Here is a 24,222-nt window from a genome sequence, read left to right as displayed (position 1 = left end):
CTCGACGCGCTCCCCGGTGCGCGGCCAGGGCCTGTGCCTCGCTACAGCCTGGCGATGTCGCCTCTTGTCATTCTTGGGGCGTGGCGTGGCGGCGTGTTGCCCGAGAGCAGGATCAGGCGGGTCGCCCGGTGGCGTTGGCCCTCGTACGGGGCCAGCAGGGCCAGCATTTCCTCGTCGTCGGCGTTGCGGTTGCCGGCCAGGGCGTGGCCGACGATGCCGGGCAGGTGGAGGTCGCCGACCGTCACCGCGTCCGCCGCGCCGTTCGCCCGCTGCAGGGTCTCGGCGGCCGTCCAGGGGCCGATGCCCGGGATGACCTGGAGGCGGGTCATCGCATCGGTCAGTTCCATGGCGGCCGCCTCCTCCATGCGGCGGGCCACCCGGACCGCACGCAGGATCGTCGCCGAGCGCTTGCTGTCGACGCCCGCGCGGTGCCATTCCCAGGACGGGATCAGCGACCAGGTGCGGGCGTCCGGCATGACGTAGAGGCCGTACTCCTGCGGGCCGGGTGCCGGCTCCCCGTACTTGCGGACCAGGAGGCGCCAGGCGCGGTACGCCTCGTCCGTGGTGACCTTCTGCTCCAGGACCGACGGGATCAGGGACTCCAGCACCAGGCCGGTGCGCAGCAGTCGCAGGCCCGGTCTGCGGTGGTGGGTCGTGGCGAGCAGGCGGTGGCGCGGGGTGAAGGCGTCGGGGTCGTCCGCCGCGCCCAGCAGCACCGGCAGCTGGTCCAGCAGCCAGGCCGCGCCCGGCCCCCAGGCCGCGGCCTCGATCCGGCCGTCGCGGGCGACGACGTGGAGCGTGCCGGGACCCGCGGGGGTGCGGCTGGCCCGGCGGACGGAGCCGTCGGCGGACATCCGGAACGTGGGGTCGGCGGGGCCGCGGCGCAGCGGACCGAGGACGAGCCGCAGGTCGAGCGGGCCCGGTGGGGTCCAGTCGCGGGTCAGCGCCGCCGGTACGGGTGTCGCCGTCTGGCGCGGGACGGCCGCGCGCGGGGCGCTGCGGGGTGCGAATCGTCCTGCCACGGATGAGGTCCTCGGTAGTCGGGGCTGCCTGTCGAGGGTACGGCTGATTCCGGCCAGTCGGGTGTCCTGCGGGAGGCGGAACGTCCCGGTCATTCGTCCGAGGAGAAGCGCACCGAAGCGGCGGGCAGATGGGCCCCGCACCAGATGCGGACGCCGTCGAGCAGTTCGTTGTCGGCGCCGACCTTGGCCCCGTCGCCGATGACCGCGCCGCTCAGGACCGTACGGCTGCCGATCCTGGCACCCGCTCCGACCAGCGAGTCCGTGATCACGGCGCCGGGGTCGACGACGGCGCCCGCCAGCACGGTGGAGCCCTCGATCCGGGCGCCCGCGCCGATCACCGCGTCGGCGCCGATGACCGTACCGCCGGAGAGCTTCGCGTCGGGGGCGACGGAGGCGGTCGGCAGGACGAGGCGGTCGCCGCACCGGCCGGGGACGGCCGGGGAGGGTGCGCGGCCGAGGACGAGGTCGGCGGAGCCGCGTATGAACGCCTGCGGGGTGCCGAGATCCAGCCAGTAGGTGGAGTCGACCATGCCCTGCAGATGGGCGCCGTCGGCGAGCAGGCCGGGGAAGGTCTCGCGCTCCACGGAGACCGGCCGGCCGGCCGGAATGGTGTCGATGACCGACCGGCGGAAGATGTACGCCCCCGCGTTGACCTGGTCGGTGACGATCTCCTCGGGCGTCTGGGGCTTCTCCAGGAACGCGGTGACCCGGCCGGTGCCGTCCGTCGGCACGAGACCGAAGGCGCGCGGGTCGTCGACCCGGGTGAGGTGGAGCGAGACGTCCGCTCCGGAGTCGGAGTGCGAGGTGACCAGGGCCCGGATGTCGAGGCCGGTGAGGATGTCGCCGTTGAAGATGAGGACCGGTTCGTCCGGGCCCGAGGTGAGCCGGTGCGCGACGTTGCGGATGGCGCCGCCGGTACCGAGCGGCTCGCGCTCGGTGACGTACTCGATGTGGAGGCCGAGCGAGGAGCCGTCGCCGAAGTACGGCTCGAAGACCTCCGCGAGGTACGACGTCGCGAGGACGATGTGCTCGACCCCGGCGGCCCGGGCACGCGCCAGCTGGTGCGTGAGGAAGGGGACGCCTGCCGCCGGAACCATGGGCTTCGGGGTGTGCACCGTGAGGGGGCGCAGCCGGGTTCCCTTGCCTCCGACCAGGAGAATCGCTTCTTTTGCCTCTGTCACAGCACTGTCTCTGCTTCCTGCTGGGGCCGGGCCGGTAAGAAGCTGTTGTCCGATCTCCGCTGGATCGGCGTCCCGCGCCCAGGGGAGATCGGACAACAGCTTCTTCGGCTGGCCAGTGTATGCAGCCCGGAGGGGGGTCCTTCGGTCAGCAGCCCGCAGCAGGCCTCCGGCGCGCACGGCGCCGGTTCACGGCTCCTTTCGCGTCAGCGGCCCTGCAGACGGGCCGAACCGGTCCGGGCCGTGCCGAGCTTCTTGTAGAGACGCGCTCCGGGGCATTCGGTTGCGAAGCCGTCGCGATGGCCCGAGATCACGTTGAGTTTGACCTTCTTGCCCTTCTTGTACTTGTTGCTGCCGCCCGAGGTCAGGGTCACCTTGCCCTTCGGGTTGGCGCCGAACAGGCCGAGCTTCCAGGCGGTGAGCTTGGAGACGGCGGTGACGGCCGCGGCGGGCGGGTTCGACTTGCTGAAGGTCCCGAGCACGGCGATGCCCATGGTGTTGGTGTTGAACCCGAGGGTGTGGGCGCCCATGACGGCCTTCGTCACGCCGCCGGCCCGGCCCTCGTAGATGTTTCCGCACTTGTCGACGGCGAAGTTGTACCCGATGTCACGCCAGCCGCTGCTCTTGACGTGGTAGCGGTAGATGCCGCGCAGGACCGAGGGCGCCTGGGAGCACTTGTAGTTGTTGCCGGTGGCGCTGTGGTGGATGAAGGCCGCCTTGACGGTCTTCGTGTAGGCGAAGCCGCTCTCGCGGAGCTTCTCGTCGGCGCCCCAGCCCTTGCGGGTGACGATGCGCGGGCGGGGCCCGATGAACGGCTTGGCGCCGGGCGCGAGGCCGGCGGCCTCCTCGGTCGCGGTCCTGCTCAGGGCGGGGAGCGCGGTGGCGCCGAGCGGGGCGGTGCGGTCGGCGCCCGCCGCTCCGGTGGCGGTGGTCTCCTGCGGGTCCCTGCCGGGGTCGACGAGTTCGAGGTGCAGCCCGGCGGGCAGCGGTACGGGGGTCGCCGAGGCGTCCCTGGTGTCCGGGGTCTCGGGGCGCACCCGGACCTCGACGCCGTCGGAGTCGCCGACCCAGAGCGGGGCGGTGGAGCCGCGGGCGGCGCCCGAGTCGCGTTCGGCGGTGCCGGCGTCGGCGGAGTGTTCGGCGTTGTGCGTCTCCAGGTCCTGCCAGTCGGACCACCGGCCGGTGCCGGTGGCCCGGGTGCGGACCTGGGCGGTGCCGTGGAGTTCGGTGTTCACGTCGTCCCAGACGACGCCGACCATGGAGAACGGCCGGACGTCACGCTCGGGCAGCCCCTGCTCGGCGGCCGCCGCCGCGGGTGCTCCGGTGGCGCGTACGGACGGGGAGGCCAGCGGGTCCAGGGCCAGGGACTGCGTCGAACCGGGCACTTCGGCGGGGCCGGACGCCTCGGCGGGACGGGATCCCGCGGTGGTCGGGTGGGCGGGGGTGTCGGGGGCGGCGCCGGCGGGCGCGGCGAGCGGCAGTACGAGAGCTGCCGCGCAGGTGACACCAATGGAGGATGCAATGAAGGCACGCATACAAATGATCCTGGGCACAACCGGACAACTCCGGCGACCGGGGTTTCGCCGGGTAATTGACGGGCCGTCTGCCGAACCGGTGTACCGGACACCCGCCGCGCCCCGCCCCCTCCGTCACCGGCGCGTACCCTTCTGCGCATGAACGCCAGCGACCGCACCCCTGCCGACCTGCTGCGTTCCGCGCTCGCCGCGGACCCGGCCCGCCCCATGGTCACTTTCTACGACGACGCCACCGGAGAGCGTGTCGAACTGTCGGTGGCCACCTTCGCCAATTGGGTGGCCAAGACCGCGAACCTGCTGCAGGGCGACCTCGCCGCGGAGCCGGGTGACCGGGTCGCGCTGCTGCTGCCCGCGCACTGGCAGTCCGCGGTCTGGCTGCTGGCCTGCGCCTCGGTCGGCGTGGTCGCCGAGGTGCAGGGCGATCCGGGCGCCGCCGATCTCGTCGTCTCCGGGCCGGACAGCCTGGAGGCCGCGCGGGCCTGCCGCGGTGAGCGGATCGCCCTGGCGCTGCGCCCGCTGGGCGGCAGGTTCCCGCAGGCCCCCGAGGGCTTCGCGGACTACGCCGTCGAGGTGCCGGGCCAGGGCGACCGCTTCGCCCCGTTCGCGCCGGTGGACCCGGACGCCCCGGCCCTGACGGTCGGCGGTGCCGGGTTCACCGGGGCGGAGCTGGTCGCCCGGGCCCGCGAGGACGGTGCCGCGCTCGGTCTGGACGCCGGGTCACGGCTGCTGTCGGGGCGTACGTACGACACCTGGGACGGTCTGAGCGCCGGGCTCTTCGCACCGCTGGCCACCGGCGGTTCCGTGGTCCTGTGCCGGCACCTCGGACAGCTGGGCGCGGACGCGCTGGCCCAGCGGGTGGAGAGCGAGCGGGTCACCCGGACCGTCTGACGGAGACGCGGGGACGCGAGGGGTACGGAGCAGCGGGGGTGCGCCGTACCAACACCGCGGTATGACAAGCGGTCTGAGGGCCACCCGTCCGGCCCAGCGTGGGCCGAGCCCTCCCGCCGATGCGTCAACTCCGGTACATGATCTGCGGTACAGACCACTCGAGGCACAACCAAGCGTGAGGTTCAGCCGTCTACTTGTGCGACCGGCGGCCCAGCGCGCTGCCGAACGTGAAGGATGGACGCAGACGTGACCGAAAGTGCCGGCACGCCGGCCGACCCCGACGACTCGGCCACGGGTGAGAACCAGCAGCCGGACAGCTCGGCCGCGGACCAGGAACGGACACCGGACGGATCGTCCGGCAAGGAACCCGGCGGGAAGGGCGCCCCGGAGGGCGGCCCGGGCGGTGAGACACGCAGCGGGTCGGGCAGCGGCCCGTCGTCGCACGAACCGTCGCCGTCCGGGGGTTCCGCGCCCGGTCCCACCCTCGACATCGTCGTCAAGCGCAAGCGGCACTGGCTGCGTTGGACCGCGCTGGGCGCCTCGTTCGTCGTGCTCGTCGCCGCGGGCGCCGGCTGGTGGCTGTACAAGAAGCTGGACGGCAACATCCGCACGGACACCTCCGCGGCCGCCGAACTCAAGGCGTACGAGAAGGAGCGTCCCGCGTCCGTCGTCCATGACGCGGAGAACATCCTGCTCATCGGCTCCGACAGCCGGGCCGGGGACAACCGCAAGTACGGCCGCGACGACGGCGGCAGCCAGCGCTCGGACACCACGATCCTGTTGCACCTGGCCGCGAACCGGAAGAGCGCCACGGCCATGTCCATTCCGCGCGATCTGATGGTGAACATCCCGGAGTGCCACAAGCCGGACAAGACCGTGAGCAAGCCGCAGTTCTCCCAGTTCAACTGGGCCTTCGAGTTCGGCGGCACCGCCTGCACCATCCGTACCGTCGAGAAGATGACCGGCATCCGCGTCGACCACCACATGGTCGTCGACTTCAACGGTTTCAAGAGCATGGTCAACGCGGTGGACGGGGTCGAGATCTGCCTCAAGAAGCCGATCGACGACAGCGACGCGCACCTCAGGCTGCCGGCGGGCCGCCACAAGCTCAACGGCGAGCAGGCCCTCGGATACGTACGGGCCCGCAAGTCCATCGGCAACGGCAGCGACACGGAACGCATGGACCGCCAGCAGCAGTTCCTGGGCGCGCTGGTGAACAAGGTGCAGAGCAACGGCGTCCTGCTCAACCCGACCCGGCTCTACCCGGTCCTGGACGCGGCCACCAAGGCACTGACCACCGATCCGGGGCTCGACAGCCTGAAGGACCTGTACGACCTGGTGCGCGGCATGCGCAACGTACCGACCGAGAAGGTGCAGTTCCTGACCGTCCCGCGGCAGGCGTACTCCGCCAACGCGAACCGGGACGAACTGGTACAGCCCGATGCGGACAAGCTCTTCAAGCAGTTGCGTGACGACGAGCCCGTCGCCGTGGTGCCCGCGGATCAGCTGAAGGATGACGACGGGAAAAACGCTGACGCGGACGACGCCTCCGGGCCGACTCCCACACCCACCTATTCGGGGAACAATGCGGCGACCGACCTGTGCAAGCAGTAAAGCAATGGCCAAGCGGACATCTACGTTCGGCGTGCAATGGGAAGAATGCCCTGTTGTAAGGGCCGTGGAATGTGTCACGCCCGTCGCTGGACGGCGAACGGGACGGATAGTGTGACGCGATCCGGTGCTACCGGCCATACGGCCGCGCACTTCCGGAGCGAAGAATGAGCGCCTTATCGGGGGAGGCGCCTCGCGTGGCACCGACGGAGGACTCAAGCGACCGTGGATGCAAAAGGCCGTGGGCGGGCGGAAGAAATCGACCCCGCAGACCAGTGGGTTCTCAACCCGGACACCGGCGACTACGAACTGCGACTGAATCAATCCGGAGGGGATTCGGGCAGAGCGTCGGGCGGTTCGGCCCCCCGGAGTTCCGGGCGCAGAAGTGCCGTACGTGACGGCGACGGCGCACGTCGCCCGGCGGGCGAGGGATCGCGTCGCGGGCGTGAGGTGCCGCGCCAGGGTGGCCGCCGTTCGGGCTCCGGCCCGCGCGGCCAGGAGGCTGCCGGCTCCGCGGAGAACAGCGCGGGCCGGCGCAAGCGCAAGGCCCCGAAGGCCCGTCGCAAGAAGGCGCTGCTCTGGACGGGCGGGGTGATGGCCTTCCTGCTGGTCGGCGTCTCGGCCGGCGGGTACTGGCTGTACCAGCACTTCAACGGCAACCTGAGCTCCGTCGACATCGGCGACCGCGGCAACAAGGACGTCGTCACGGCCAACGCACCCCTCAACATATTGGTCATCGGTACGGACAAGCGGACCGGCGCGGGCAACGAGGGCTACGGCGACGCGGGCAGCGTCGGGCACGCGGACACGAACATCCTGTTCCACGTGTCCAAGGACCGCACCAACGCCACCGCGGTGAGCATCCCCCGTGACCTCATGACGAACATCCCGGACTGCAAGGCCAAGCAGGAGGACGGTTCCGAGAAGACCATCCCGGGCACGCAGAACGTCCGGTTCAACACGAGCCTCGGCCAGGACGGCCGCGACCCGGGCTGCACGATGGACACCGTCAAGGAGCTCACCGGTCTGAAGGTCGACCACTTCATGATGGTCGACTTCAACGCGGTCAAGACCCTGTCCACGGCGGTAGGCGGCGTCGACATCTGCCTGGCCCACGCGGTCAAGGACGACAAGTCGCACCTCAACCTGTCGGCGGGCCCGCACAACGTGCAGGGCGAGCAGGCACTGGCGTTCGTACGGACCCGGCACGCCTACGCCAACGGCAGCGACCTCGACCGGATCAAGGGCCAGCAGCAGTTCCTCGGCTCGATGGTCCGGGAGATGAAGTCGGACGACACGCTGACGAGCCCGAAGAAGCTGTTCAAGCTGGCGGACGCGGCGACGAAGGCGCTGACGGTCGACTCGGCCATCGACTCGGTGCCGAAGCTGACCACGCTGGCCAAGGAACTCACCAAGATCGACACGAAGAACATCACGTTCGTCACGCTGCCGGTCATCGACAACCCGGCGGAGCCCACACCGGTCACCGTGGTCGTGGACCCGGTCAAGGCGCCCCAGCTGTTGTCGATGATGCAGGAAGACACCTCGCTGACCGAGGTGGCCGCGCAGAAGAAGGCCGCCAAGAGCAAGCAGGACGCGCTCCTCAAGGGAACCAAGGCGGCGGCGGCCGACGTCCGCGTCGATGTGTACAACGGTGGCGGGATCTCCGGCGCCGCCCAGCAGACCGTCACCTGGCTGCAGAACGAAAAGGGCGTTCTGAAGTCGACGAACAAGGCCAACGCCCCGGCGAAGGCCGCGAAGACGACGCTCGAGTACGCGCCGAACCAGGCCGACCAGGCCCGGGCGCTCGCCGAGATGATGGGGCTTCCCGCCACGGCGCTGAAGCCGGGCACCAAGGATGCCGTGGGACTGCAGGCGATGGTGCTGACACTGGGGGCTGACTTCAAGGGCGCGGGCACCCCCATCGCCGGGCCGGCCAAGATCGACATTCCGAAGGCCAGCGCCGACAAGGAAGTGTGCGCCAAGTGACACCGGGTCACCGCGCGATACCGCGAGTCTGAAGCAGCAGGGGGGTCCTGGTGGGACGAAGCAGCACGCCCGGGGAGGGGACGCGACCACGCGTCCGGCATGCCGGCCAGCTCGGCTGGGACGACGGCCTCTACGCGGAGGACGGCCCGGGCCCGCTCGCTGCGGAGGGCGAAGGCGGCGAAGACGGAGGCGGGCGTGCGAGCCACCGGCGCGGCAGACCGCGGAAACGGGCGGCCGCGAAGTCCCGCAAGCGCCGCGTGTTCCGGTGGGCGGCCATCACACTGGCCCTGCTGATATTCGGGACGGCCACGGCCGGGTACCTCTACTACCGGCATCTCAACAACAACATCCGCAGCAGTGCCCGCAGCGGCGGCGAGAGCGGTGTGAAGAAGGCCGCGCCCAACGCCGCGGGCGACACCCCGCTCAACATCCTGCTGATCGGCTCGGACAGCCGGAACAGCGCGGAGAACGTGAAGCTGGGCGGCAGCAGGGACACGGTCGGGGACAAGCCGCGGGCCGACGTCCAGATGCTGCTGCACATCTCGGCGGACCGGAAGAACTCCTCGCTGGTCAGCATTCCCCGCGACACGATCCTCCACATCCCCGATTGCACGGACTCCAAGACCGGTCAGAAGTACCCCGCGACGGACAACAGTCCGATCAACGAGTCCCTTCAGCGCGGTGGCCCCGGCTGCACGCTGACCACCTGGGAAAAGCTGACCGGCGTCTACATCGATCACTGGATCATGCTCGACTTCGCGGGCGTGGTGGCCATGGCCGACGCGATCGGCGGCGTGGAGGTCTGCGTGAAGACGGGTGTGTGGGACAAACCCACCCGCCTCGTCCGCGGCGGCTCCGGCCTCAAGCTGCCGGCGGGCCCCAACACCGTGCAGGGCAAGCAGGCTCTTCAGTGGTTGCGTACGCGGCACGCGTTCGGCAACGACCAGAACCGCGCCAAGGCCCAGCACATGTACATGAACTCCATGCTGCGCACGCTCAAGAAGCAGAATCTCTGGTCGGACGCGGGGCGGCTGACGAACCTCGCGGAGACGGCGACCAAGGCGCTCCAGGTGTCCGACGAGATCCGTTCGGTCAAGAAGCTCTACGACCTGTCGATGCAGCTCAAGAGCGTGCCGATCGACCGCATCACCATGGCGACCATGCCCACGGCCGAGTGGTCCCAGGACAGGAACAAGCTCGTCCCCGTCGAGAAGTCCGCGGACTCCCTGTGGCGGCTGCTCCGCGACGACGTGGCGTTCGACAAGAACGGCAAGGCCAAGACGAAGCCGAAGGCGAAGCCCTCGGGTCCCCCCGCGGCGGCCCCGGCCACCCTCGGTGTCTCGGTGGTGAACGGCACCGGTGTCGGCCAGGCGCCCAAGGACGGGCGGGCCGCCGAGGTCGCCGGCATCCTGCACGGCAAGGGCTTCGCCCAGGCCGATACGGAGAACGCCGAGCCGAGCAAGGACACGGAGGTCCGGTACCCGAAGGAGGACGGGGACCAGGGCAACGCGGACGCGCAGTCCGTCGCCAAGGCGCTGGGCCTGCCGACCACCGCGGTCAAGGCGGACCCGAAGGCCGGCGAGCTGACCGTCGTCGTCGGCGCGGACTGGCGCGACGGAACCGTGTACAAGGCCCCGAAGGTCGAGGCGGGTGATCTTCCGGACGGCGCGGACGATATCAACGCCGCGGACAAGAGCCAGTGCATGGACATCTACTCCGTCTACCGGTGGGACGGAAAGAGCTGACAGGCGGTACGCGAGAGGGGGCGCCCGGTCCGGCCGGGCGCCCCCTCTCGTCGTCTCTGCCGGTCAGGCCACCGGCGCGCCCGGCGCGGCGATCGCCGGCCGCCGGCTCGCGATGACCCGCTTCGCCAGCGAGCGCGGGCTCGTCAGGAAGCCGTAGCCCCACGACATGTGCATGGTCGCCAGCGCCACCGGGATCTGCGCCCGCGCCTTCAGCGGCAGGCCCTTGCCCGCCGGGAGGGAGCCCGCGACGATCGCCGCGACGTAACCGGCCGGGACGACCAGCGCCCACGGGGTGACGGCGGCGCCCACCACGAGGCCCGCCGCGATGGCGACGACGGCGGTCGGCGGGGCGAGGTAGCGCAGGTTGATCGAGCCGGGGTGGTAGCGGGCGACGACGTGGCGCCAGCGGCCGTAGTCCTTGTACTGCTTGGCCAGGGCCCGGACGGAGGGGCGCGGCCGGTACTGCACGCGCAGCTCGGGCGAGAACCAGATCAGCCCGCCGGCCTCGCGGATGCGGAAGTTCAGCTCCCAGTCCTGGGCGCGGATGAACTCGATGTTGTAGCCGTCGGCCTTCTCCAGGGCCTCCCGGCGGAAGACGCCCAGGAAGACGGTCTCGGCCGGTCCGGCCTCGCCGCCCGTGTGGAAGGCGGCGTTGCCGACGCCGATCTTCGACGTCATGGCCGCGGCGACGGCGTCCTCCCAGGCGTTCTCGCCCTCCGCGTGCATGATGCCGCCGACGTTCTGCGCGCCCGTCTCCTCCAGGAGCCGGACGGCGGTCGCGATGTAGTTCGGCGAGAGCATGCCGTGGCCGTCGACGCGCACCACTACGGGGTGGCTGGAGGCCTTGATCGCGGCGTTGAGCGCGGCGGGGGTGCGGCCGGTGGGGTTCGGCACGGTCTGGACCCGGGGGTCCTCCGCGACCAGCTCGGCGGCGATCTCGTCGGTACGGTCCGTGGACGGGCCGAGCGCGATCACCACCTCCATCTCGCCCGCGTACTCCTGTTCCAGGATGTGCCGGACGGAGTTCCGGAGGTGCCGCTCCTCGTTGAGAACCGGCATGATCACGGAGACGGCGGGGTGCTGCGCGGCAGACATGTGGTCCTCGGGGGGTCCTCGGGGGCGCCGGGGGTTCGCACCCCTCCAGGCGGCGGTATTCGGCCGCCACGTTACCGCGAATGGGGGACAGGGGCGCGCGCCGCCGGTCTGCTTCCCGGGATGCAGATCGTATGGGCCTACCGTGCGACAGATCCCCTTGCACCGCGGAGGTGTCCCCCCGTGCCCACGCCGCACCGCTCCCCCCGTCCGCCGCGGCCCCGTGCCGCTCCCCCGCAGCGCAGGCGGCCCAGAAAGCAGGACGAGAGACCGCGCTGGGGCATGCGGGTGGCGACCGGGCTCTCCGTTCTGGTGCTCGGCGCCGGCGGTATCGGCCATGCCGTGGTGACCAACCTGGAGACGGGCATCGACCGGATCGACCCGTTCAAGGACATGAAGAACCGGCCCCGGGCCGGCAACGGCATGAATCTGCTGCTCGTCGGCACCGACGGCCGCGACAAGATCACGGCGGCGGAGAAGAAGAAGTACCGGCTGGGCGGTGCGCCCTGCCACTGCACCGACACGATCATGCTGGTGCACCTGTCCGCGGACAAGGAGCGCGCCAGCATCGTCAGCCTGCCGCGCGACAGTTACGCCGAGATCCCCGCGCACCGGGACCGGACCACCGGCAAGGAGCACGCGGCCCACCCGGTGAAGCTGAACGCCGCCTACGCCGAGGGCGGCCCGAATCTGACCGTGCGGACCGTCGAGCACATGACGGGCGTCAAGGTCGACCACTACCTGGAGGTCGACTTCACCAGCTTCATGACGACGGTGGACACGCTCGGCAAGGTGAAGATCTGCACCACCCGGCCGATGAAGGACTCGTACACCGGACTCGACCTCGCGGCCGGCACCCATGAGCTGGACGGCGGCCAGGCACTCCAGTACGTCCGCTCCCGGCACATCGACGGCGCCGCCGACCTGGGCCGGATGCAGCGCCAGCAGAAGTTCATGGCCTCGCTGATCAAGCAGGCGACCAGCAGCGGTGTGCTGCTCAACCCGGTGAAGTTCCGCGAGGTCGCCTCGACGATGCTGAGGTCGGTCCGGGCCGACAAGGGCTTCGGTACGGAGCAGATGCTGGACCTCGGGCAGGCGATGCGGGGCTTCTCCGCCGCCTCGTCCGAATTCACCTCGGTGCCGATGGGGAACGTCGCGTACCAGGTCAAGGGCATCGGCTCGACGGTCAAATGGGACCCGAAGAAGTCGAAGCAGCTGTTCCAGGCGCTGCGGGACGACAAACCGCTGACCGTCGCCCGGCCCAAGCAGGCGCCGGCGAAGAAGGTCGACGTCGCCCCGCAGCAGATCCGGGTGCAGGTCTACAACGGCACCCCGAAGGACGGCCTGGGCTCCACGGTCGACGCGGCGCTGCACGCCACCGGCTTCAACACCACCCGCGCCCCGCTCACCGCGCCGCAGCGCGACCTCAAGCACACCCTGATCACGTACGACCCGCGCTGGGACCGGTCCGCGAAATCCCTGTCCGCCGCGCTGCCGGGTGCCGAGCTGAAGGCCGTGAAGGGGCAGGGCGGCACGATGAAGGTGACCGCGGGCGCGGACTACCGCGCGGTGGAGCGGGTCCGGGCCGAGGAGCCCGATCCGGGCAGGTTCGGCGCGGTGAAGGGCGACGAGGTGGTCTGCCCGTAAGGACCCGAGGCTTGCGGGGTCCTCGCGGGGCCCTCAGTCCTCGATGCCGTCGGCCGCGCGCTTCTCGCGCAGCTCCTTGATCGCGCGGCGGCGGGCCAGCCGGTGGGTACGGCGGATCTGCGCCTCCTGGTAGCGCCGGTTGTCGCGTTCCGTCTCCGGGACGACCGGCGGCACCCGGCGCGGCCTGCCGTCCGCGTCGACCGCCGCGAACACCAGGTACGCGCTGCCGACCTGCTGGGCGGGGGTCGACTCGTTCCACCGCTCGGCCATGACCCGGACGCCGACCTCCATGGAGGAGCGGCCGGTCCAGTTCACCTGGGCGCGGACGTGAACAAGGTCACCGACGCGGACCGGCTCCAGGAAGACCATCTCGTCCATCGAGGCCGTCACCGCGGGGCCGCCGGAGTGCCGGCCGGCCACCGCGCCCGCCGCGTCGTCGACCAGCTTCATGATCACGCCGCCGTGCACCGTACCCAGCAGGTTCGTGTCGCTGCCGGTCATGATGTGGCTGAGGGTGGTCCGGGACGCCGCGGTCGGCTTGCCCGGAATGTCACCCTCCGGGTGCGGGGCCTGATCTGTCATGCCCTCCACCTTATGCGGGGGCCACGAGTGCGTCGCAATGCATCAGCTTGGCAACAGCCCTGGTCCGATTTCCCTCACACCCTGTAATAGCAGTGGCCCGGACCTGCACACTGGATCGCATGAACGATAGGCCCGAGGGCTGGAACGGCGACAACCGCAGCGGAAACCGCTACGGGCAGGGAAGCGCGAGCGACCGGCCCGAGAGCGCCCGCTCGATGCCGCACGTCCAGCGGCGCCCCGCCCCGCCCCAGCAGCGCCCGGCGCCGCCGAGGCAGCCGCAGTTGCCGCAGCAGCCCGGCGGCTACGGCGACTCCCCGGAGTACGACAGCGGCTACAACACGGGCCAGGTCTACGGCGGCGGCAACGGCGGCCGCGGTGGTGGGCACGGGAGCGGGCCGGGCGACAGCGGCTATGTCCAGGGCCGGCCGGGGGCCGCGCCGAACTGGGGCCGCCGGATCAAGATCGGCGTGCTGAGCCTCGTGGTCGTGGTGCTCGCCGTCTCCGTCGGCACGTACTTCTGGGCCGACTCCAAGCTGAAGCGCGACGTCGACCTCTCCAAGGTCATCGAGCGGCCGAAGAGCGGCGACGGCACGAACTATCTGATCGTCGGGTCCGACAGCCGCGAGGGCATGACGTCCGAGGACAAGAAGAAGCTCCACACGGGCTCCGCCGAGGGCAAGCGGACCGACTCGATGATGATCCTGCACGACGGCTCGAACGGCCCGACGCTGGTCTCGCTGCCCCGTGACTCGAACGTCGAGATCCCCTCGTTCGTCGGCTCCGAATCGGGCAAGCGGTTCGAGGGCAAGGGCCGCACCACCAAGCTGAACGCCGCGTACGCCGAGGACGGACCCGAACTCCTGGTCCGTACGGTCGAGTTCAACACCGGGCTGCACATCGACCACTACGTCGAGATCGGCTTCGGCGGCTTCGCCAAGATCGTGGACGCGATCGGCGGCGTGGAGCTGGACATCCCCAAGGCGTTCAAGGACAAGTACTCCGGCGCCGACTTCCAGGCCGGCAAGCAGACCCTCGACGGCCAGCAGGCACTCGCCTTCGTGCGGACCCGGCACGCCTTCACCTCCGACCTGGACCGTACGAAGAACCAGCAGAAGTTCCTCGCGGCGCTGGCGAGCCAGACGGCCACGGCGTCGACGATCCTCAACCCGTTCAAGCTGTACCCGACGATGGGCGCCGGTCTCGACACCCTCGTCGTCGACAAGGACATGTCGCTCTGGTCCCTGGGCCAGATGTTCTTCGCCATGAAGGGCGTCACCGGCGGCGACGGCGCCTCGCTCAACATGCCGATCTCCGGCTCCACGGGCGGCAACCTGGTCTGGGACAAGGCCAAGGTCAAGCAGCTGGTCGAGCAGCTGAACAACGACGAGAAGGTCACGGTCACCGGCAGCTGACCGCGGGCGGACATCGGCGGGGGCCCGGACGGCGGAAGCGTCCGGGCCCTTCGCTGTGCGGCTACACCCTCCCGTGGGCGAGCACCGCCACGTGCGGAAGCGTCAACAGCCCGTCCTCACCCTCGAACTCCCGGCACATGACGTCGTACTCCCGCTTGGCGGCGGCCACCCCCTGCGGCCCCCGGCTGTTGACCAGCTGCCCGATCGCGGCCACGCCGGACGCGGGTCCGGCCCACCACTCGTCCGCACCGCTCCGGTGGTCCCAGGACAGCGACGTGCCGCGTACGTCCCCGAGTCCGGCCGCCGTCAGCAGGGCGCCCAGACCGTCCGGGGTGCGCGGGAAGTTGTGCTCCTCGTCGACCGTGGCCAGCCAGTCGGGCCGGGTCAGTCCTGCGGCCTGCGCGGCGCGGCCGATCAGCGCCTGGCCCGGGGCGTTCGGCACCTGCCAGACCGTGACGGCGATCCGGCCGCCGGGGCGGGTGATGCGGCGCATCTCGACGAGCGCGTCCAGCGGCCGGCCGACGTGGTTGAGCACGAAGTTGGCCACGACGGCGTCGAACTCACCGTCCGGGTAGGGAAGCTGGGGCAGCGAGCCGGAGCGGACCTCGGCCCCGGGGGCCGCCCGCCTGGTCGCCGCCACCATGCCCGGTTCGGCGTCCACGGCCCGTACGACGGCACCGCGCCCGGCGGCGGCCACCGTCACGCTGCCGCTGCCGCACCCCACGTCGAGCAGGCGCGTCCCGGCGCCGGTGTCCGCGGCGTCCAGCAGGGCGGGCACCGTGTGGGCGCAGAGGCGGGCGAAGGTGCGGGCGTAGCTCTCGGCGTGACCGTCCCAGATCCGCCGCTCGCTCACGTCGAACGCGGTCACGAGGCACCTCCCGCCGGGCCCTGCGGCTCCGCCTCGTCCAGGTCCTCGTGGAGCGCGTCCAGGATCCGGCCCGTCGGCCGGCCCTCCGGTGACAGTTCCGCCAGGCACCAGCCGGGCAGTTCCGCCTCGGTCTCCGGCGGGAGATCGCCGTCGGCGGGTTCGGCCAGCCCGTAGAGGAGACCGAACGCGGTCTCCTTGGCCACCTCGCGCGCTATCTCCCCCAGTTCACCGGCCGTCAGCCCGAGCCGCACCGCACGCTCCACGGCCCCGCCCGCCAGGCCTTCCTTCCGGTAGGCCCCGACCCAGTCGGGGGCCGCCGTGCTCCACGCGTCGATGTCCTGCCAGACCATGCGCAGGAACCGGTACCGGGCCAGCTGAGGAAGGTTCTCCTCGGCCTCCGACTCGGCCCAGCCCGGGGCGTCTTCGGCCCCCAGCGCCTCGAACAGGCCGGTCAGTCTGTCGATGTCCGTCATGCACAGGGAAGGTACGCCACCGGGCGCGGCTCATGAAGGCGCGCCGCTCATCCGAACATCGATGCGGCGATCAGCCCGACGACCACGGCGGCGCAGACCAGCACGGTCGTGCCCCGCCCGCTCCTGCCCCGCCGGAAGCCTTTCCGCGAACCGTTCCGGGAGCCGTTCCGGGACCGTCCGCCGCGTGCCGGGGCGGGCGCCTGAGTCCCCGGCGTCCCCGCGTCGGCCGTCTCGGCCAGCAGGGCGCGGCAGCAGGCCGCGAGACGGGCGATGTCGCCGTCCAGGGGGACGGTGGTCTCCGCGCGGGCCGGGGCGGTGGTGCCGCCGTCCAGGATGCGGCCGGTGCGGACGCGAACCCGGCCCACCCCGTGGGCCGTCAGGCTGATCCACCGGCCGGCGTCCTCGCCGCGGATCACCACGGTGCCGCCGCGCTCGCGGTAGACGGTGTGCTGCCGCCAGAGCAGTCTGGCGAGCGGCGCGGGAAGGTCGGACACCGCCGCCGCCTGCCGTCTCTCGTCGCTCAGTGACATCGGCCCGCCCGTCGGCTCATGGAGTGCGGACGGGTACGGGCCCGGGGTCTGCGCCCCGGTATGTGCGTGGACAACGTGTCGGTCCTTTCGGGCACGCCGGTCGGCGTGATCACCGCAGGATTGTAGGCGGGAAGCAACGCCCCTTGTGCGCAAGGGGACTTACCGCGCATGCATGCTCCGTCACGGTTGCCTGGACCAACCGACGGGCCGCGGCGTCCGCGACTGTCCGAAGACGGCCGCTACGGCGTCCAGCCCGTCGCCCGCGCCCAGGGCTCCGCCACGGTGACCACCAGGTCCACCACCGGGTCCTTGACGTCCGCGTACGTCCCGGTGTCCGGGACCGACGCGGCGAGGGTCCGCTTGAACGCCGCATAGGCGGGCACGGCCTCCGGGTGGGCCCGGAACCAGTCGCGGAACAGCAGCGCGAGGCGCTCGTTGGGCGAACCGGCCACCCGCACATGCAGGTTGACGTCCTCGGCCGCCGCACCGGAACCACCCCGGCGCACCCAGAGACGCTTGGCCCAGCGCGCCGGATCGTCGCCGGAGCCCGCGGGGACGTGGTCGCGTTCGTACGGGGAACGGCCGAAGCCCAGCCGGGCCAGCGGGAGTTCGAAGGCGAGGGCCGCCGCCCCGAGGTCCGCGACGCTGGCCTGGAGGTCGAAGACCGGCTTGGCCGCCATGCCGGGAATCGCGGTGGAGCCGATGTGCTCGACGCGCAGCGCGGCCGGGCCCATCTCCGCGCGCAGCCGGTCGGCCAGGGCCCGGCCGCGCTGCTCCCACGCGGGGTCGGCGGGGACGACGACAGGGCGGTCGGAGGCGGTGCCGTGGGTCATCCGGCCGATTCCAGAAGCCCCCGCGGTGCCGCCCGTGCCGTCCTCAGCCACGGAAGTTGCGGGAGAGCCAGGGGCTGAGCATGGTGCGCGGTACGAGTTCCCTGTAGGTCTCGTCGCCGGGCAGCGGGACGACGAGCCACTGGCCGGGCGGGAAGAACTTCCCCTTCACGAAGGCCGTCCCGCCGTACACGGAGCGCAGGAACGCCGGCACGGAGTCGCGGGGAAGGTCCGCGAACTCCACCCCGTCGACGGTGATCTTCGCGTCGTCCTCGGGAAAGACCTGGACGGTGACGGCGGGTGCGCCGCCCAGCTCGATGAACGCCTCGTGCGGGAGCGACCCGTCCGTGTCCAGCACCGCGAAGGCGCCCGCCGAGGTGCGCCGGGAGGTCTGGTCGGCCCCGATGTCGTCGGTGACGGTCAGCTCCAGGTTGTACGTGCGCGCGACCTCACGGACTGCGGTGACGGCGGCTTCGGTGGTCGGCAGATGAGGGTGTCCCATGCCCATGATCATGCCTCAGCGGGTCCTGGCCGGGCCCTCGGGCCCGGCCTTCGCCGCACGTCATGCCCGGGGCTGCCGCAGGTCCGCGAGGAGGCCGTCGAGGGTGCTGCCGAGCGCCTCGGCGTTGGCCGGGCCGAACCACGTGGTGCGGACGCGTTCGTTGTTCCCGCCGGGGGTCTCGTGGTCGGCGGCGAGCTGCCGCAGGGAGCGGGTGTCGTCGCTCAGGGTGCGGCCGACGCCCCGGAAGAGTCCGCGGACGTAGCGGTCGGCGTCGGCGGAGGCGATGCCGTGGTCCGCGGCCCACGTCGTGAGCGTGGCGAGGTACGCGTAGTGGGCGGTCAGCGTCCCCGTGAGCGCGGAGAAGACGTCGAAGGCCGCCTCGTCCGCGACGGGGAGGGCCCCGCCCAGCTCGTCGAAGAGGGCGTCCGCCACCGGGTGCGACGGGTGGACGACCGTGACGGAGCGGCGTTCGCGTACGGCGGGCAGCGGGATCGCCCGGACGAGCGCGGCGCCGGTGTCCAGGATCCGGCGCAGTTCCTCGGTGGCCACGCCGGCCATCACGTTGATCACGGTCGTGCCGTCGGCCACCCGCAGGCCCGCGAGCGCCTCGTGCCGGTCCCGGCGGCGTACGGCGATGACCAGCACCTCCGCGCGGTCCGCCACCTCCTGGTTGTCCGCGCAGACCCGTACGTCGGGGTGGCGCGCGGCCAGCTCAGCGGCCGTACCGGCCCCGCGTGGGGAGAGGAACACCTGCGGCGGCTTCTCGACGCCGTCGCAGAGCCCCGCCACGAGGGCGCGGCCGATCTCGCCCACCCCGATGATCCCGATGCGCTTCAGCACTGTCTCTTCCTCCGTGGTGCGTGGTGGCCGGCGGTGAACCATGAGGTGATGCCCTCAGCCCCGGCCCGGAACCCGCGGCCGCCGCCACAGCAGCGCGACCGCCAGGAGTGCGGCCAGGCAGGGCGCCATCCCGGCCCAGCCCAGTTCCGGCGGCAGGCCGGTCTCGCCCGAGGTGTCCCTGGTGAGCAGTCCGGTCAGGCCGGTGCCGACGCCCAGGACGAGCAGCACGGTCGCGGCCGGCCGGGCCCACCGTTTGTCCGCCCTGACGGCCCAGGCCGTCCAGATCCAGGCCGCGACGCCCAGGGCCCCGATGACGGACAGCAGGACCAGCCAGGTGGTGACGGCCGAATCGACCCGCGTCCGGGTGTACGAGGGATAGCCGGCCCGGATGTGGTCGGCGAGCCGATGGGTGGTGGCGCGGTCGACGTACGGGAGGACGGTCGCCGCGACGGTGAGCCCGAGGCCCGCGTACATCGCGCCGGCCGCCCCTCGCGCGGAGCGTGTCTTCGTCATCGGAGTGCTTCCTTTCCGGTCACGTGGTCGTTGCGGTCGTGCGGCTCCTCCGGTCACCCGGCGAGGGCTGCGCGGAGGAAGCCGAGGATCTCCGCCCGTGCGGCCTCGGCCTGGGGTTCCACGCCCGGCAGGGTGAGGAAGGCGTGCCGGGCGCCCGAGTACTCGGTGAGCCGGGCCGGGGTCCCGGCCTCCCGCAGGCGTTCGGCGTAGCGGCGGCCGTGATCGGCCACCGCGTCCTGGGTCGGCACCACCACGAGGGCGGGGGCCAGCCCGCTCAGGCTGTCGGCGTACAGCGGCGAGAGCGCGCGTGCGTCGGTGCCCGGCGGGGCGGAGAGCTGCCGGAAGAAGCGCAGCAGCGGTGCGGCGCGCGTCGGGCTCTCCGCGTACTCGGTCATCGAGGCGTAGTCGAACATCGTCCCGGTCACATCGACGGCGGGGTTGACCAGCACCTGCGCCCGGAGCTCCAGCCCGGACTCCCTCGCACGGATCGCCGTCAGGGCGCTGATCAACGCACCGCAGCTCTCGCCGAACACGGCCGTGCGCGCGGGGTCGACGCCCCACTCCGCCGCATGCCGCAGCACGTGCCGGAGCACGTCCCAGCCGTCGTCGGCGGCCGCCGACAGCGGGGTCCCCGGGGCGAGGAGGCGGTGCTCGACCGAGACGACGACCGCGGGCAGACGGGCGGCGAGGTGGCTGTTGGCCCAGTCGCACTGCGCCGCCGTCCCCACGAAACTGCCTCCGTGCACATGGAGCACCAGCGGCAGCCCTGCCCCCTCGGCGCCTTCGCCGTCGCGCGCGGGGGCCGGCCGGTACACCCGGACCGGGAGCGCGCGGCCGGGCAGCGCCACCTCCTGCCAGCCGATCCCGGCACCGGGATCCGGCTCGCCGAGGAACGCCCGGGCCGCGCCGGACGCCCGCCAGCGGTTCTCCGCGTCGCGGTAGGCGATCAGCTCCCCGGCCGTCACCGCCTCCCAGTCGGGCTCCGGCGGCCGCTCGACGGCAGTGGTCTCAGTCATGGCTCCTCCTTCGTCGGACTCATGGACCGGCGCTTAAAACCTACGCCGTAGGTTTGCGATCCGCACGGTAGTTTCTACGGTGTAGGTTTGGCAAGGAAAGGGAGTGGCCGTGGCCGGACGAACCCAGGGGACCTCGGCGGGACTCGACCGCGGGCGCATCGCCCGCGCCTCCGTCGCGCTGGTCGACCGCGACGGGCTGGAGCGCTTCGGCGTGCGGCGGCTCGCTCAGGAGCTCGGGGTCGACCCGATGTCGATCTACCACCACATCAAGGGCAAGGCGGCCCTCCTGGACGCGGCGTCCGAGGCGGTGCTCGACGAGGTGGCGGCCGCCACGGACGAGGACACGGCCGGCGAGTGGGAGGACGTCGCCCGCCGGACGGCGCACGCCTACCGCGACATGGCCTACCGGCACCCCCGGGTGTTCCCGCTGCTGGTGACGCGCGCCCAGACCTCACCGGTCGCCATCACCGCCCTGGAGCGGCTGGTCACCGCGATGCGTGCGGCCGGCCTGCCCGACCGGGTGGTCGCGGACGCGCCGATGGTGCTGTTCAGCTTCCTCAACGGGCACCTACTGGCGCGCACCGGCGACGGGCCCGAGGGCCCGGCTCCGGTGCCCGCGTTCGACGCCGGGGCCCATCCGTCCCTGGCCGCCCTCGCCCCCTTCATGGACGGCTTCGGGTCCGTGACGGAGTTCGACCGGATGCTCGACACCGTGCTCGGCGGGATCAGGGGCCGGGCCGCGGGCTAGGACGCGGACCACCGGCACGGCAGAGCGCCCCGCCCCGGGAATCCGGGTGCGGGGCGCTCTGCGATGCCGGTGCGCGGGAGCGTTACGGCAGGTTGCGGGCCATCACGATCCGCTGGACCTGGTTCGTGCCCTCGTAGATCTGGGTGATCTTCGCGTCGCGCATCATCCGCTCCACGGGGTAGTCCCGCGTGTAGCCGTAGCCGCCCAGCAGCTGGACCGCGTCCGTGGTGACCTCCATCGCGACGTCGGAGGCGAAGCACTTGGCCGCGGCACCGAAGAAGGTGAGGTCGCCGTCGAGGCGCTCGGACTTGGCGGCGGCCGAGTAGGTGAGCTGGCGGGCCGCCTCCAGCTTCATGGCCATGTCGGCGAGCATGAACTGCACGCCCTGGAAGTCGCCGATCGGCTTGCCGAACTGCTTGCGCTCCTGGACGTAGCCCTTGGCGTAGTCGAGGGCGCCCTGCGCGACGCCGAGTGCCTGGGCCGCGATCGTGATGCGGGTGTGGTCCAGGGTCTTCATCGCGGTGGCGAAGCCCGTGCCCTCCTCGCCGATCATGCGGTCGGCGGGGATACGGACGTTGTCGAAGTAGACCTCGCGGGTCGGGGAGCCCTTGATGCCGAGCTTCTTCTCCGGGGCGCCGAAGGAGACGCCCTCGTCGGACTTCTCGACGACGAAGGCCGAGATGCCCTTGGAGCGCTTGGTCGGATCGGTGACCGCCATGACCGTGTAGTACTCGGAGACGCCCGCGTTGGTGATCCAGCGCTTCACGCCGTTGAGGACCCAGAAGTCGCCGTCGCGTACGGCCTTCGTCTTCATGCCGGCGGCGTCGGAGCCCGCGTCCGGCTCGGAGAGGGCGTACGAGAACATCGCGTCGCCCTTGGCGAGCGGGCCAAGGTACTTCTTCTTCAGGTCCTCCGAGCCGGAGAGGATCACCGGGAGCGAGCCGAGCTTGTTCACGGCGGGGATCAGGGAGGAGGAGACGCAGGCGCGGGCCACCTCCTCGATCACGATGACCGTGGCGAGCGCGTCGGCGCCGGCGCCGCCGTACTCCTCGGGTACGTGGACCGCGTGCAGGTCGGCGGCGGTGAGGGCGTCCAGCGCCTCCTGCGGGAAGCGGGCCTCCTCGTCGACCGCGGCGGCGAACGGGGCGATCTTCGCCTCGGCGAGCGCACGCACCGTCTCCCGGAGCATGTCGTGCTCCTCGGCCGGACGGTACAGGTCGAAATCGGTCGAACCCGCCAAGACGCTCACTCCCCAAGATGCTAACTACCGTTAAGTAACCCAATTTTAGGCGCCGCACCCCGCCCAGGCATACGCGCGCGGGCCGTGAGCTTCACGACAGCCGGAATGGGACGTTTCAGAGGCAGGACTATGCTCGTTCACCGCACGTCTGTCCGCATCTCACAGGAGCACTACATGGCCCTCAGGATCACTGTGATCGGCACCGGCTATCTCGGCGCCACCCACGCCGCGGCCATGGCGGAACTGGGCTTCGAGGTCCTGGGGCTCGACGTCGTGCCCGAGAAGATCGAGATGCTGTCCGCCGGCCGGGTCCCGATGTACGAGCCGGGGCTCGAGGAGATCCTGAAGAAGCACGTCGCGGGCATCGAGGGCGCCACCGGGCGGCTGCGCTTCACCACCTCGTGGGAAGAGGTCGCCGAATTCGGCGATGTGCATTTCGTCTGCACCAATACGCCGCAGAAGCACGGCGAGTACGCCTGCGACATGAGCTACGTCGACAGCGCCTTCGACTCGCTGGCCCCCCTGCTGACCAGGCCCGCCCTCGTCGTCGGCAAGTCAACCGTGCCGGTCGGCTCCGCGGCCCGGCTCGCGGCCCGGCTCGTCGAGCTCGCCCCCGTGGGCGAGGGCGCCGAGCTGGCCTGGAACCCGGAGTTCCTCCGCGAGGGCTTCGCCGTCAACGACACCCTGCACCCCGACCGGATCGTGGTCGGCGTGGAGAGCGAGCGGGCCGAGAAGCTGCTGCGCGAGGTGTACGCCGCGCCGGTCGCGGAGGGGTCACCGTTCGTGGTGACGGACTTCCCGACCGCCGAGCTGGTGAAGACCTCCGCCAACTCCTTCCTCGCCACCAAGATCTCGTTCATCAACGCCATGGCGGAGGTCTGCGAGGCCGCCGACGGAGACGTGGTGAAGCTGGCCGAGGCGATCGGCCACGACGAACGCATCGGGAAGAAGTTCCTGCGCGCCGGCATCGGCTTCGGCGGCGGCTGCCTCCCCAAGGACATCCGCGCCTTCATGGCGCGCGCCGGTGAGCTGGGCGCCGACCAGGCGCTGACCTTCCTCCGCGAGGTCGACTCCATCAACATGCGCCGCCGCGGCCACATGGTCGAGCTGGCCCGGGAGGCCGTCGGCGGCGACTCGTTCCTCGGCAAGCGCGTGGCCGTGCTCGGCGCGACGTTCAAGCCGGACTCGGACGACGTACGGGACTCGCCGGCGCTGAACGTCGCCGGACAGATCCACCTCCAGGGCGGCCAGGTCACGGTCTTCGACCCGAAGGGCATGGACAACGCACGGCGGCTCTTCCCCACCCTCGGCTACGCCGACACCGCCCTGGACGCCGTGCGCGGCGCGGATGTCGTGCTGCACCTCACCGAGTGGCGCGAGTTCCGCGAGCTGGACCCGGAGGCGCTGGGCGAGGTCACCGGCCACCGCATCATCCTCGACGGGCGCAACGCCCTGGACCCGGCCGTGTGGCGCGAGGCCGGCTGGACCTACCGGGCGATGGGACGGCCGAAGGCCTGACCCGCACCGCCGCCGTCTCCGCCTCTCCGCCGACCGATCAGATCCGCCCAAGGAGGAAACGTCATGGCCATCGCCACACTGGGTGCCGTCGTCCTGGACTGTCCGGACCCCCTGGCCCTCGCCGGCTTCTACGCCGGGCTGCTGGGCGGCAAGGTCACCGTGATGGAGGACAACGACGACAGGTGGGTCGACCTCACCGGCGACTTCGGCACGCCGCTGGCCTTCCAGGCCGCGCCCGGCTTCGTACCGCCGCGGTGGCCGAGTGCGGACGGCTCGCAGCAGTCGCACCTCGACCTGAAGGTGCCGGATCTGGACGCTGCGGAGCGGGAGGCGCTGGCGCTGGGTGCGACGGTGCTCGACGCGGCGGACCGGGAGCGGACGTTCCGGGTGTACGCCGATCCGGCCGGGCACCCGTTCTGTCTCTGCGCCTGCTGAGAACCGGC

At 71.6% G+C, this 24,222-nt stretch carries 23 protein-coding genes; 9 read left to right on the top strand and 14 right to left on the bottom strand.

From position 1 onward, the window contains the following. Positions 1-41 precede the first annotated feature (41 nt). The 3 genes from OG521_24300 to OG521_24290 form a co-directional block, all read right to left on the bottom strand. Positions 42-1,022 (bottom strand): DNA-3-methyladenine glycosylase 2 family protein, encoded by a 981-nt coding sequence (locus tag OG521_24300; protein ID WUW23723.1) that lies wholly within the window; start codon positions 1,020-1,022, stop codon positions 42-44. A gap of 89 nt (positions 1,023-1,111) precedes the next feature. Then, complete coding sequence (locus tag OG521_24295; protein ID WUW23722.1) at positions 1,112-2,203, bottom strand: NDP-sugar synthase; 1,092 nt, start codon at positions 2,201-2,203, stop codon at positions 1,112-1,114. A 203-nt stretch (positions 2,204-2,406) separates the two neighbouring features. Beyond that, positions 2,407-3,735 (bottom strand): N-acetylmuramoyl-L-alanine amidase, encoded by a 1,329-nt coding sequence (locus OG521_24290; GenBank protein ID WUW23721.1) that lies wholly within the window; start codon positions 3,733-3,735, stop codon positions 2,407-2,409. 138 nt (positions 3,736-3,873) lie between these two features. Between OG521_24290 and OG521_24285 the strand changes: the two genes are divergently transcribed. From OG521_24285 to OG521_24270, 4 genes are all read left to right on the top strand, one after another. Further along, the gene (locus tag OG521_24285) at positions 3,874-4,623 is read left to right on the top strand and encodes a TIGR03089 family protein (GenBank protein ID WUW23720.1); all 750 of its coding nucleotides are present in this window, start codon (positions 3,874-3,876) and stop codon (positions 4,621-4,623) included. Between the two features lie 234 nt (positions 4,624-4,857). Then, entirely contained in the window at positions 4,858-6,237 is a 1,380-nt protein-coding gene (locus tag OG521_24280; GenBank protein ID WUW23719.1) for an LCP family protein, read from the top strand. 447 nt (positions 6,238-6,684) lie between these two features. Further along, a complete protein-coding gene (locus OG521_24275; GenBank protein WUW23718.1) occupies positions 6,685-8,223 on the top strand; it encodes an LCP family protein in 1,539 nt (512 codons plus the stop codon). Positions 8,224-8,273: 50 nt separating this feature from the next. Then, entirely contained in the window at positions 8,274-9,968 is a 1,695-nt protein-coding gene (locus tag OG521_24270; GenBank protein WUW23717.1) for an LCP family protein, read from the top strand. A 63-nt stretch (positions 9,969-10,031) separates the two neighbouring features. Here the strand turns inward: OG521_24270 and OG521_24265 are convergent, their stop codons facing one another. Next, entirely contained in the window at positions 10,032-11,063 is a 1,032-nt protein-coding gene (locus OG521_24265) for a glycosyltransferase family 2 protein (protein WUW23716.1), read from the bottom strand. A gap of 279 nt (positions 11,064-11,342) precedes the next feature. Here OG521_24265 and OG521_24260 point away from each other — a divergent pair, with 279 nt between their 5' ends. Then, a complete protein-coding gene (locus tag OG521_24260; GenBank protein WUW23715.1) occupies positions 11,343-12,707 on the top strand; it encodes an LCP family protein in 1,365 nt (454 codons plus the stop codon). A 33-nt stretch (positions 12,708-12,740) separates the two neighbouring features. Here OG521_24260 and OG521_24255 read toward each other — a convergent pair whose 3' ends face one another. Beyond that, positions 12,741-13,289: an acyl-CoA thioesterase gene (locus tag OG521_24255; GenBank protein ID WUW23714.1), complete on the bottom strand. Its 549-nt coding sequence runs from the start codon at positions 13,287-13,289 to the stop codon at positions 12,741-12,743. A 119-nt stretch (positions 13,290-13,408) separates the two neighbouring features. Between OG521_24255 and OG521_24250 the strand changes: the two genes are divergently transcribed. Continuing rightward, positions 13,409-14,701, top strand: coding sequence for an LCP family protein (locus tag OG521_24250; protein ID WUW23713.1), 1,293 nt, complete (start codon positions 13,409-13,411; stop codon positions 14,699-14,701). Between the two features lie 61 nt (positions 14,702-14,762). Here OG521_24250 and OG521_24245 read toward each other — a convergent pair whose 3' ends face one another. From OG521_24245 to OG521_24210, 8 genes are all read right to left on the bottom strand, one after another. After that, positions 14,763-15,569 carry a class I SAM-dependent methyltransferase gene (locus OG521_24245; protein ID WUW23712.1) on the bottom strand — a complete coding sequence of 269 codons (807 nt, stop codon included), beginning with the start codon at positions 15,567-15,569 and terminating at the stop codon, positions 14,763-14,765. Beyond that, positions 15,566-16,042, bottom strand: coding sequence for a hypothetical protein (locus tag OG521_24240; protein WUW23711.1), 477 nt, complete (start codon positions 16,040-16,042; stop codon positions 15,566-15,568). The genes OG521_24245 and OG521_24240 overlap by 4 nt, the downstream gene beginning before the upstream one ends. Positions 16,043-16,089: 47 nt before the next feature. Continuing rightward, the gene (locus OG521_24235) at positions 16,090-16,536 is read right to left on the bottom strand and encodes a hypothetical protein (protein ID WUW23710.1); all 447 of its coding nucleotides are present in this window, start codon (positions 16,534-16,536) and stop codon (positions 16,090-16,092) included. 275 nt (positions 16,537-16,811) lie between these two features. Beyond that, on the bottom strand, positions 16,812-17,405 hold the full coding sequence (locus tag OG521_24230; GenBank protein ID WUW23709.1) for a GrpB family protein: 594 nt from the start codon (positions 17,403-17,405) through the stop codon (positions 16,812-16,814). A gap of 43 nt (positions 17,406-17,448) precedes the next feature. Beyond that, the gene (locus tag OG521_24225) at positions 17,449-17,904 is read right to left on the bottom strand and encodes a hypothetical protein (protein ID WUW23708.1); all 456 of its coding nucleotides are present in this window, start codon (positions 17,902-17,904) and stop codon (positions 17,449-17,451) included. A gap of 60 nt (positions 17,905-17,964) precedes the next feature. Further along, positions 17,965-18,741, bottom strand: coding sequence for an NAD(P)-binding domain-containing protein (locus OG521_24220; GenBank protein ID WUW26785.1), 777 nt, complete (start codon positions 18,739-18,741; stop codon positions 17,965-17,967). Positions 18,742-18,798: 57 nt separating this feature from the next. Further along, positions 18,799-19,257 (bottom strand): hypothetical protein, encoded by a 459-nt coding sequence (locus OG521_24215; GenBank protein ID WUW23707.1) that lies wholly within the window; start codon positions 19,255-19,257, stop codon positions 18,799-18,801. Between the two features lie 53 nt (positions 19,258-19,310). After that, complete coding sequence (locus tag OG521_24210; GenBank protein ID WUW23706.1) at positions 19,311-20,273, bottom strand: alpha/beta hydrolase; 963 nt, start codon at positions 20,271-20,273, stop codon at positions 19,311-19,313. A gap of 109 nt (positions 20,274-20,382) precedes the next feature. Between OG521_24210 and OG521_24205 the strand changes: the two genes are divergently transcribed. Then, on the top strand, positions 20,383-21,021 hold the full coding sequence (locus tag OG521_24205) for a TetR/AcrR family transcriptional regulator C-terminal domain-containing protein (GenBank protein WUW23705.1): 639 nt from the start codon (positions 20,383-20,385) through the stop codon (positions 21,019-21,021). 82 nt (positions 21,022-21,103) lie between these two features. Here the strand turns inward: OG521_24205 and OG521_24200 are convergent, their stop codons facing one another. Beyond that, on the bottom strand, positions 21,104-22,261 hold the full coding sequence (locus tag OG521_24200) for an acyl-CoA dehydrogenase family protein (GenBank protein ID WUW26784.1): 1,158 nt from the start codon (positions 22,259-22,261) through the stop codon (positions 21,104-21,106). A gap of 174 nt (positions 22,262-22,435) precedes the next feature. On the opposite strand from OG521_24200, the gene OG521_24195 reads away from it, so the two are divergent. Then, entirely contained in the window at positions 22,436-23,779 is a 1,344-nt protein-coding gene (locus tag OG521_24195) for a UDP-glucose/GDP-mannose dehydrogenase family protein (GenBank protein WUW23704.1), read from the top strand. 63 nt (positions 23,780-23,842) lie between these two features. Then, on the top strand, positions 23,843-24,214 hold the full coding sequence (locus OG521_24190; GenBank protein ID WUW23703.1) for a VOC family protein: 372 nt from the start codon (positions 23,843-23,845) through the stop codon (positions 24,212-24,214). The last annotated feature ends 8 nt before the right edge of the window (positions 24,215-24,222 follow it).

Origin of the sequence: Streptomyces sp. NBC_01463, assembly GCA_036227345.1 — a bacterium.
Lineage (GTDB): Bacteria > Actinomycetota > Actinomycetes > Streptomycetales > Streptomycetaceae > Streptomyces.
This window is presented reverse-complemented; position numbering and strand designations above follow the sequence as displayed.

What these genes read in the sequence shown, in the direction of transcription:
- OG521_24290 (WUW23721.1), bottom strand. Translation starts at nt 3,735, where the DNA reads ATGCGTGCCTTCATTGCATCCTCCATTGGTGTCACCTGCGCGGCAGCT.
- OG521_24285 (WUW23720.1), top strand. Translation starts at nt 3,874, where the DNA reads ATGAACGCCAGCGACCGCACCCCTGCCGACCTGCTGCGTTCCGCGCTC.
- OG521_24280 (WUW23719.1), top strand. Translation starts at nt 4,858, where the DNA reads ATGGACGCAGACGTGACCGAAAGTGCCGGCACGCCGGCCGACCCCGAC.
- OG521_24265 (WUW23716.1), bottom strand. Translation starts at nt 11,063, where the DNA reads ATGTCTGCCGCGCAGCACCCCGCCGTCTCCGTGATCATGCCGGTTCTC.
- OG521_24260 (WUW23715.1), top strand. Translation starts at nt 11,343, where the DNA reads ATGCGGGTGGCGACCGGGCTCTCCGTTCTGGTGCTCGGCGCCGGCGGT.
- OG521_24255 (WUW23714.1), bottom strand. Translation starts at nt 13,289, where the DNA reads ATGACAGATCAGGCCCCGCACCCGGAGGGTGACATTCCGGGCAAGCCG.
- OG521_24250 (WUW23713.1), top strand. Translation starts at nt 13,409, where the DNA reads ATGAACGATAGGCCCGAGGGCTGGAACGGCGACAACCGCAGCGGAAAC.
- OG521_24240 (WUW23711.1), bottom strand. Translation starts at nt 16,042, where the DNA reads ATGACGGACATCGACAGACTGACCGGCCTGTTCGAGGCGCTGGGGGCC.
- OG521_24230 (WUW23709.1), bottom strand. Translation starts at nt 17,405, where the DNA reads ATGACCCACGGCACCGCCTCCGACCGCCCTGTCGTCGTCCCCGCCGAC.
- OG521_24225 (WUW23708.1), bottom strand. Translation starts at nt 17,904, where the DNA reads ATGGGACACCCTCATCTGCCGACCACCGAAGCCGCCGTCACCGCAGTC.
- OG521_24215 (WUW23707.1), bottom strand. Translation starts at nt 19,257, where the DNA reads ATGACGAAGACACGCTCCGCGCGAGGGGCGGCCGGCGCGATGTACGCG.
- OG521_24210 (WUW23706.1), bottom strand. Translation starts at nt 20,273, where the DNA reads ATGACTGAGACCACTGCCGTCGAGCGGCCGCCGGAGCCCGACTGGGAG.
- OG521_24195 (WUW23704.1), top strand. Translation starts at nt 22,436, where the DNA reads ATGGCCCTCAGGATCACTGTGATCGGCACCGGCTATCTCGGCGCCACC.
- OG521_24190 (WUW23703.1), top strand. Translation starts at nt 23,843, where the DNA reads ATGGCCATCGCCACACTGGGTGCCGTCGTCCTGGACTGTCCGGACCCC.